The organism is Kitasatospora sp. NPDC127116 (assembly GCF_042677365.1).
In the GTDB taxonomy this organism is placed as follows: Bacteria; Actinomycetota; Actinomycetes; order Streptomycetales; family Streptomycetaceae; genus Kitasatospora; species Kitasatospora lactacystinica.
Genome location: NZ_JBHXTL010000223.1, coordinates 1 through 9,187, shown reverse-complemented (window position 1 = coordinate 9,187; position 9,187 = coordinate 1). Strand labels below are relative to the sequence as shown.

Genomic DNA, 9,187 nt, shown 5'->3' with positions numbered 1-9,187 from the left:
ACCGGTTCCGACCGGTCCGGGGCCGCCGTTCGTCCGTCCTGGAACCGGTGTTCGGGCGCTGCTGCGTGCTCCCGTGCGCGCCGCGTGAGCCCCCGCCCGCGCGCCGCCGCCAACCGGGCCGATCCGTAGGAATAGGGGGCATTTCCCCACCCTTTCGCCATTACTCTAAGTTGAGTGTGCGTGTCATTGAGTGACGGGATTGGTGTAGGGTCCATTTTGGGAGCATCGGTACGGTGCGGCGACCGGCAGGCCGCCCACCCCCTGGGCCGCCGTCCTGACGGGGCGCCAGGCCACCGCGTACGTCCGAGAGGTGCGCGGCCGGTGGTCCGTGGCCGGGGCGCGAGGCCCCGGGCCGGAGGGGGAGAGGCCGAGTGAGCTCCACCGAAACGGTGCTGCCCGGAACCGGACGGCCGGAGGCACCGCACACCGACACGTCCGCCGCCGACGTGCCCGCACCCGCCCGCCGCAGCCCGCTGTGCCGGCTCCGGGCCAGCCGCACCCTGCCCGGGTTCGTCCTGGGCGCACTCTGCCTGGCCTACGCCGCGGGCGCCGCCGCCGGCTGGGGATCACACCAACTGTCCGTCTTCATGGGCGACTTCGGACTGGCCGCGGCGGCCCTGGCGGCCGCGCTGTCCTGTCTGGTGTACGGCTGCACGGTCGGCGGGCACGCCCGCCCGGCCTGGCTGCTGTTCGGCCTCTCCTCGCTCATGGTCGCCTTCGGCAACGGCACCTGGGGCTGGTACGAGCTGGTCGTGCGCACCGCGCTGCCCCGGGACTCGCTCGCCGAGTACGCCTTCCTGCTCTTCGCCCCGCTCGCCATCACCGGCGTCCTGGTGCTCGCCCAGCACCCGCGCACGGCGGCCGGCTGGCTCTGCCTGCTGCTCGACGGCTGGCTGATCGCCGGCTCGCTGTTCACCCTCAGCTGGAGCCTGGCACTCGGCCGGATCGCGGCCGGCGAGGACGGCTCACCGCTGCGCCTGGCCCTCAACCTGGCCTACCCGGTGCTGGACATCCTGCTGGTCAGCCTGGTGGTCGGGCTGCGCTTCGGCGGCCGGGACGGCAACCGGGCGGCGGTGCACACGGCGATGGTGGCGCTCGCCGTCACCGTCACCTGCGACGCCCTGTTCACCTCCCCGGAACTGCGCAGCAACTACCACTCGGGCGAGCTGCTGGACGCCGGCTGGTTCGCCGGCAGCCTGCTGCTGGCCTGGGCGCCGTGGTCGCCGCGCTGGCGCCGCCCGCTGCGCGAGCACCCCTCGGCCGGCGGCCTGCCGCACCGCCGGGTGGCCACCACCTTCAGCGCGCTGACGCCGTACGCAGCCGCCGCGGTCTGCACCGCCGGAATCCTCTACAACGCCCTCGGCGGACGGGAGTTGGACCGCGTGGTGGCCGCGGCGGCCTGCACCGTCGGGCTGGCGCTGATCCTCCGGCAGGGCGTGATGCTCCTGGACAACCTGTCGCTGGCCCAGGAACTCGCCCACAAGGAGGCGCACTTCCGCTCCCTGGTGCAGGGCTCCAGCGACGTCATCATGATCGCCGGCGCCAACGGCGTGCTCTCCTACGTCTCCCCGGCCGCGCTCGGCGTCTACGGCCGGGACCCGGAGCAGCTGGTCGGCGGCAACCTGCTGGACCTGGTCCACCCCGAGGACGTCGGCCGGGTGCTCGCCGAGGTCCGCCGCTACCTCGCCAGGGTCCGGCTCACCACCCACCGCAGCCCCGGCGGCGCCGAGCTCTCCGCCCGGGTCGAGTGCCGGATCAGCTCCGGCGCCGGCGAGTGGCTGCACGTCGAGTCCACCGTCAGCAGACATCGCGACGGCCTGCTGCTCAACAGCCGGGACGTCACCGAACGCGTCATGCTCCAGGCCCAGTTGCAGCACAACGCCTTCCACGACCCGCTCACCGACCTGCCCAACCGGGCGCTGTTCACCCAGCGGCTGCGGGCCGCCCTCGGCGCCCGCGGCCAGCAGGGCGGGACGGGCGCCGGGATCGCGGTGCTCTTCCTCGACCTGGACGGCTTCAAGGCGGTCAACGACACCGCCGGGCACCAGGTCGGCGACGAACTGCTGGTGCAGGCCGCCCGCCGGCTCCAGAGCGCCGTCCGCTGCGGGGACACCGTCGCCCGGTTCGGCGGCGACGAGTTCGCCGCGCTGGTCTGCGGCCCGCTCGGCCGCCTCCAGGTCCAGGAGCTGGCCGAGCGGCTGCGCCTCGCGCTCTCCGAGCCGTACTGGATCGGCGGTGCCGAACTCGGCGTCGCCGCCAGCATCGGCATCGCCTTCGGCACCCCCGAGCGCGGCCCGGCGGCCGACCCCAGGGTCGCCGCCGACGAGCTGATGCGCAACGCCGACCTCGCGATGTACCGGGCCAAGTCCGAGGGCAAGGGCCGGGTGGTGCTCTACACCCCCGCGATGCGGGCCGACCTGGAGCGCCGCACCGAACTGGAGGAGCGGCTGCGGATGGCGGTGAGGGAGGGTGGCTTCACGCTGCTCCACCAGCCCGTGGTGGACCTGCGCAGCGGCGCGGTGACCGGCGTCGAGGCGCAGGCCCGCTGGCGCTCGGTGGGCGGCCTGCTGCTCACCCCGGCCGAGTTCCTGCGTTCGAGCGAGCACGGCGACGCGGCCACCCGGTTCTCCCGCTGGCTGGTCCTGGAGGCGGTCAGCGCGGCCGTCGAGCGGCGCACCCTGCCGGGCCGGGGCCGCGGCGCGCCGGAGCCCGTCCCGGTGGCCGTGCGGCTCTCCGTGGAACGGCTCTGCTCGCCCGGCCTGTACGAGACGGTGGCCGCGGCGCTGCGCGACAGCGGGCTGCCGGCCGACGAGCTGGTGATCGAGGTGGCCCGGATGGGCCCGGACTCGCTCGCCGACGAGCTCGGCCGCCGGCTCTCCGCCCTGCGCGGGCTGGGCGTCTCCACCTGGCTGGCCGGGTACGGCGCCGGCGGCGGCTCGCTCGGCGCCCTCGCCCGGCTGCCGCTGGACGGGCTCAAGCTGGACCGCACGCTCGTCCAGGACCTCGGCGAGTCCGCGCTCAGCCGCACCCTGGCCGGGCACGTGCTGCGGCTCGGCCGCGACCTCGGGATGGCCACCGCCGCCGAGGGGGTGGACCTGCCCCGCCAGGTCTCCGCGCTGCAGGAGCTGGGCTGCGGGCAGGCCCAGGGCTCGGCCTTCGCCCCGCCGCTGGACGAGCCCCGGCTGCGCCGGGCGCTGGCCCGCCGCGGCTACCCGGTGCCCGCGCCGGCGGGCCCGGTCCCGGCCCGCCGCGCGTACCCTCCCGCCGCCGACGACACCCGGACGAGTGGCCGTACGAGCGGCCGCACGGACGCCGCGCCGGGACGTGGCGCACATCACCATGGCGGCTCTGACCTGCCCGAACACCGTGCCGTCACTGGTCCGCCGGGAGGTCCGCATGGCGAGACGGTCGTCCCACCTGCTTGACATGCCGCCCCGGACGGGAGGAAGGTCGTTGCCATGCGCACCCGAATTCTCGTACTTGGCGGGCGCGTCGGCTGAGTGGGCTCGTACGCCCTGCTCGTGACAGACCGACGCGCCACCCCTCGCATGCCCTTGGGCACGAGGGGTTTTTTGTTGCACTGACGCTGTTCCACCTCCGCAAGACCCCTGGCCTCGGCCGCCCGAGCATGTCCGACTTGTCGGATCGAGCGGGACGATTGAGGCAGAGCCGGCGCTCGGCCCGGACCGGGACCCCACCCTCGCAGCACCGGGGCCCGCAGCACCTGGTCGGCAAATCCCGAGAAGAGACAGGCAGATGACTGAGCACGCCGCATCCCCCCGCCGCGGGGACAACCCGGCCGCCAACGCTCCCGCTCCCCAGCACGTCGTCGAGACCATGACCGGCGCCCAGTCGCTCATCCGCTCCCTGGAGGCCGTGGGCGCGGACACCGTCTTCGGCATTCCGGGCGGGGCCATCCTTCCCGCGTACGACCCCCTGATGGACTCCGTCAAGGTGCGCCACATCCTGGTCCGCCACGAGCAGGGCGCCGGTCACGCCGCCACCGGCTACGCCCAGGCCACCGGCCGGGTCGGGGTCTGCATGGCGACCTCCGGTCCGGGCGCGACCAACCTGGTCACCCCGATCGCCGACGCCTACATGGACTCGGTGCCGGTCGTCGCGATCACCGGCCAGGTCTCCTCCAAGGCGATCGGCACCGACGCCTTCCAGGAGGCGGACATCTGCGGCATCACGATGCCGATCACCAAGCACAACTACCTGGTCACCGACCCGGCCGAGATCCCCCGGGTGATCGCGGAGGCCTTCCACATCGCCGCCACCGGCCGCCCCGGCCCGGTCCTGGTCGACATCGCCAAGGACGCGCTCCAGGCGACCACCACCTTCCGCTGGCCGGTCGAGACCGCGCTGCCCGGCTACCGCCCGGTGACCAAGCCGCACGCCAAGCAGATCCGCGAGGCCGCGAAGATGCTGGTCGGCGCCAAGCGTCCGGTGCTGTACGTCGGCGGCGGCGTGCTCAAGGCGCAGGCCACCGCCGAGCTGCGGATCCTCGCCGAGCTGACCGGCGCCCCGGTGGTCACCACCCTGATGGCGCTCGGCGCCTTCCCGGACAGCCACCCCCAGCACCTGGGCATGCCCGGCATGCACGGCTCCGTCCCGGCCGTCACCGCGCTCCAGAAGGCGGACCTGCTGTTCACCCTGGGCGCCCGCTTCGACGACCGCGTCACCGGCAAGCTGGACGGCTTCGCCCCCGGCGCCAAGGTCGTCCACGCCGACATCGACCCGGCCGAGATCGGCAAGAACCGCCCGGCGGACGTGCCGATCGTCGGCGACGCCCGCGAGGTGCTCGCCGATCTGATCGTCGCCGTCCAGGCCGAGTTCGACGCCGGCCACCGGGGCGACTACACCGAGTGGTGGGAGCGGCTCGACGAGTGGAAGAAGACCTACCCGCTCGGCTACGAGCCGGCCCCGGACGGGCAGCTCTCGCCGCAGCAGGTCATCGAGCGGATCGGCCGGCTGGTCGGCCCCGAGGCCATCTACGCCGCGGGCGTGGGCCAGCACCAGATGTGGAGCTCGCAGTTCATCCAGTTCGAGAAGCCGGGCACCTGGCTCAACTCGGGCGGCGCCGGGACGATGGGCTACGCCGTCCCCGCGGCGATGGGCGCCAAGGCCGGCCGCCCGGAGACCGCGGTCTGGGCCATCGACGGCGACGGCTGCTTCCAGATGACCAACCAGGAGCTGGTCACCTGCGCCCTGAACGACATCCCGATCAAGGTCGCGGTCATCAACAACGGTTCGCTGGGCATGGTCCGGCAGTGGCAGACGCTGTTCTACAACCAGCGCTACTCCAACACCGTGCTGCACTCCGGCCCCGGCCACGACGGCATCGAGCCGCCGGCCCAGGGCACCCGGATCCCCGACTTCGTCCTGCTGTCCGAGGCGATGGGCTGCGTCGGCCTGCGCTGCGAGCGCCCCGAGGACCTCGACGCGGTCATCAAGCAGGCGATGGAGATCAACGACCGCCCGGTGGTCATCGACTTCATCGTCCATCAGGACGCCATGGTCTGGCCGATGGTCGCGGCCGGCACCAGCAACGACGAGATCCAGTTCGCCAAGGGCGTGCGCCCCGACTTCGGCGACGACCTCGACTGACCAGCCCCTGCAGTTTCCAGAACGACTGAGGAATCCCATGTCCAAGCACACCCTCTCCGTCCTGGTCGAGAACAAGCCCGGCGTGCTCGCCCGCATCGCCGCCCTGTTCTCCCGTCGGGGCTTCAACATCGACTCCCTCGCCGTCGGCTCGACCGAGCATCCGGACGTGTCCCGGATGACGATCGTGGTCAACGTCGAGGACCTCCCGCTGGAACAGGTCACCAAGCAGCTCAACAAGCTCGTGAACGTGATAAAGATCGTCGAACTCGACCAGTCCGCTGCGATCCAGCGGGAACTGGTCCTGGTGAAGGTCCGCGCCGACAACGAGACCCGGTCGCAGATCGTCGAGATCGTCCAGCTGTTCCGTGCCAAGACCGTCGACGTGTCGCCCGAAGCGGTGACCATCGAGGCCACCGGCAGTTCGGACAAGCTGGAGGCCATGCTCCGGATGCTGGAGCCTTACGGCATCAAGGAGTTGGTCCAGTCCGGCCTGGTCGCCATCGGCCGCGGCGCGCGTTCCATCACGGACCGCTCGCTGCGCGCCCTGGACCGCAGCGCGTAAACAGCGCCGTCTCAAACCCTGACGCAAAGACCCAAACCCCCGCCGCGTGCGCATACGGTGAGCACCGCGTACCCGGCAACCATCACGCAAGGAGATGTGCCCCCGTGGCCGAGCTGTTCTACGAAGACGACGCCGACCTGTCCATCATCCAGGGCCGCAAGGTCGCGGTCATCGGCTACGGAAGCCAGGGCCACGCCCACGCGCTGTCGCTGCGCGACTCCGGCGCCGACGTCCGGGTCGGCCTGAAGCCGGAGTCCACGTCCCGCGCCAAGGCGGAGGAGGCCGGCCTGCGCGTCGTCACCCCGGCCGAGGCGGCGGCCGAGGCCGACGTCATCATGATCCTGGTGCCGGACCCGATCCAGGCCGACGTCTACGAGGCCGACATCGCCCCGCACCTGAAGGCCGGCGACGCCCTGTTCTTCGGCCACGGCCTGAACATCCGCTTCGGCTTCATCAAGCCCCCGGCGGACGTCGACGTCTGCATGGTCGCCCCGAAGGGCCCGGGCCACCTGGTCCGCCGCCAGTACGAGGAGGGCCGCGGCGTCCCCGCGATCGTCGCGGTCGAGCAGGACGCCTCGGGCAACGCCTTCGCCCTGGCGCTGTCGTACGCCAAGGGCCTGGGCGCCACCAAGGCCGGCGTCATCAAGACCACCTTCACCGAGGAGACCGAGACCGACCTGTTCGGCGAGCAGGCCGTCCTCTGCGGTGGCACCGCCGCCCTGGTGAAGGCCGGTTTCGAGACCCTGGTCGAGGCCGGCTACCAGCCGGAGATCGCCTACTTCGAGTGCCTGCACGAGCTGAAGCTCATCGTCGACCTGATGTACGAGGGCGGCCTGGAGAAGATGCGCTGGTCGGTCTCCGAGACCGCCGAGTGGGGCGACTACGTCACCGGCCCGCGGATCATCACCGACGCCACCAAGGCCGAGATGAAGAAGGTCCTCGCCGAGATCCAGGACGGCACCTTCGCCAACACCTGGATCGCCGAGTACAAGGCGGGTCTGCCCAAGTACAACGAGTACAAGAAGGCCGACGAGGACCACCTGCTGGAGACCACCGGCAAGAAGCTGCGCTCGCTGATGAGCTGGGTCAACGAGAAGGCCTGACCCCCTTCCGGGCCGGTACCGGCTGCGCCGCCGGCCCCGATTTTGTAACTCCCTTGTACAAGTAGGCTGCTCTCGTCCGGGTGATTTCGCCGGACGGGAGCAGCCCGCTACCCAGCCCGTCGATACACTCCGAGTGCGCGTCAGGCCCACAGCGTCGTGCGTCTACCTACGCGGCATGCCACCTTCCCCCGCCCTCCACGCCACCTACGTGCCCGGGGGAACCGGACAGTTAAGGACCCCACTGTCGTGAGCAAATCCGTTGTACTGATCGCCGAAGAGCTCTCGCCCGCCACCGTCGACGCCCTCGGCCCCGACTTCGAGATCCGCCACTGCAACGGCGCCGACCGCACCGAGCTGCTCACCGCGATCGCCGACGTCGACGCGATCCTGATCCGCTCCGCCACCAAGGTCGACGCCGAGGCGCTGGCCGTCGCCCGCAAGCTCAAGGTGGTCGCCCGGGCCGGTGTCGGCCTGGACAACGTGGACGTCTCCGCCGCCACCAAGGCCGGCGTGATGGTCGTCAACGCGCCGACCTCCAACATCGTCACCGCCGCCGAGCTCGCCTGCGGCCTGCTGATCTCCGTCGCCCGCAACATCGCGCCGGCCAACGCCGCGCTCAAGCAGGGCGAGTGGAAGCGCAACAAGTACACCGGCGTCGAGCTGAGCGAGAAGACCCTCGGTGTCGTCGGCCTCGGCCGGATCGGCGTGCTGGTCGCCCAGCGGATGTCCGCGTTCGGGATGAAGATCGTCGCGTACGACCCCTACATCCAGGCCGCCCGCGCCGCGCAGATGGGCGTCAAGCTGGTCACCCTGGAGGAGCTGCTGGAGGTCTCGGACTTCATCACCGTCCACCTCCCCAAGACCCCGGAGACCATCGGCCTGATCGGCGACGAGGCGCTGCACAAGGTCAAGCCGACCGTCCGCATCGTGAACGCCGCCCGCGGCGGCATCGTGGACGAGGAGGCGCTGGCGAGCGCGCTGCGCGACGGCCGGGTGGCCGGCGCCGGCCTGGACGTGTACGCCAAGGAGCCGTGCACCGACTCCCCGCTGTTCGCCTTCGACAACGTGGTCGCCACCCCGCACCTGGGCGCCTCCACCGACGAGGCGCAGGAGAAGGCCGGCATCGCGGTCGCCAGGTCGGTGCGCCTCGCGCTGGCCGGCGAGCTGGTGCCGGACGCGGTGAACGTCCAGGGCGGCGTGATCGCCGAGGACGTCCGCCCGGGCCTGCCGCTGGCCGAGAAGCTCGGCCGGATCTTCACCGCGCTGGCCGGCGAGGTGGCCGTCCGCCTCGACGTCGAGGTCCGCGGCGAGATCACCCAGCACGACGTGAAGGTGCTCGAACTGTCCGCGCTGAAGGGCGTGTTCGAGGACGTGGTGGCGGAGACGGTGTCCTACGTCAACGCCCCGCTGTTCGCCCAGGAGCGCGGTGTCGAGGTCCGGCTGACCACCTCCAGCGAGAGCCCCGAGCACCGCAACGTGATCACCGTCCGCGGCACGCTCGGGGGCGGCGAGGAGATCGCCATCTCCGGCACGCTGGCCGGCCCCAAGCAGACCCAGAAGATCGTCGGCGTGGACGCCTTCGACGTGGACGTGGCGCTCACCGACCACATGGCCTTCTTCAAGTACGAGGACCGCCCCGGCGTGGTCGGCGTGCTCGGCCGCCACCTCGGCGACGCGGGCATCAACATCGCCGGCATGCAGGTCGCCCGCGACGGCGGCAACGCGCTGGCCTCCATCACCGTGGACACCGAGATCCCGCAGGAGGTGCTGTCGGCCATCGCCGCCGAGATCGGCGCCCACTTCGCGCGCTCGGTCGACCTGGGCTGACCCTCCCGGCTCCAGCAGGGCCCGGCCCGCCCGTGGAAAGGCGGTCCCGGCCCCGCGGCGGTGTCCCCGGTGTCGCCCCGCACAG

Annotated in this window: 5 protein-coding genes; all 5 read left to right on the top strand. The window is 72.0% G+C overall.

What is annotated here, in order from left to right:
* Positions 1–473: 473 nt before the first annotated feature.
* The 5 genes from ACFVHV_RS42220 to serA all read left to right on the top strand — a co-directional run bounded on the left by ACFVHV_RS42220 (position 474) and on the right by serA (position 9,102).
* Positions 474–3,425: an EAL domain-containing protein gene (locus ACFVHV_RS42220; RefSeq protein WP_359901570.1), complete on the top strand. Its 2,952-nt coding sequence runs from the start codon at positions 474–476 to the stop codon at positions 3,423–3,425.
* A 331-nt stretch (positions 3,426–3,756) separates the two neighbouring features.
* Positions 3,757–5,610, top strand: coding sequence for an acetolactate synthase large subunit (locus ACFVHV_RS42215; RefSeq protein WP_359901550.1), 1,854 nt, complete (start codon positions 3,757–3,759; stop codon positions 5,608–5,610).
* 37 nt (positions 5,611–5,647) lie between these two features.
* Positions 5,648–6,172 (top strand): acetolactate synthase small subunit, encoded by a 525-nt coding sequence (gene ilvN / locus ACFVHV_RS42210; RefSeq protein WP_049657946.1) that lies wholly within the window; start codon positions 5,648–5,650, stop codon positions 6,170–6,172.
* Between the two features lie 104 nt (positions 6,173–6,276).
* Positions 6,277–7,275: a ketol-acid reductoisomerase gene (gene ilvC, locus ACFVHV_RS42205; RefSeq protein WP_359901553.1), complete on the top strand. Its 999-nt coding sequence runs from the start codon at positions 6,277–6,279 to the stop codon at positions 7,273–7,275.
* A 246-nt stretch (positions 7,276–7,521) separates the two neighbouring features.
* Positions 7,522–9,102, top strand: coding sequence for a phosphoglycerate dehydrogenase (gene serA, locus ACFVHV_RS42200; protein WP_359901556.1), 1,581 nt, complete (start codon positions 7,522–7,524; stop codon positions 9,100–9,102).
* The last annotated feature ends 85 nt before the right edge of the window (positions 9,103–9,187 follow it).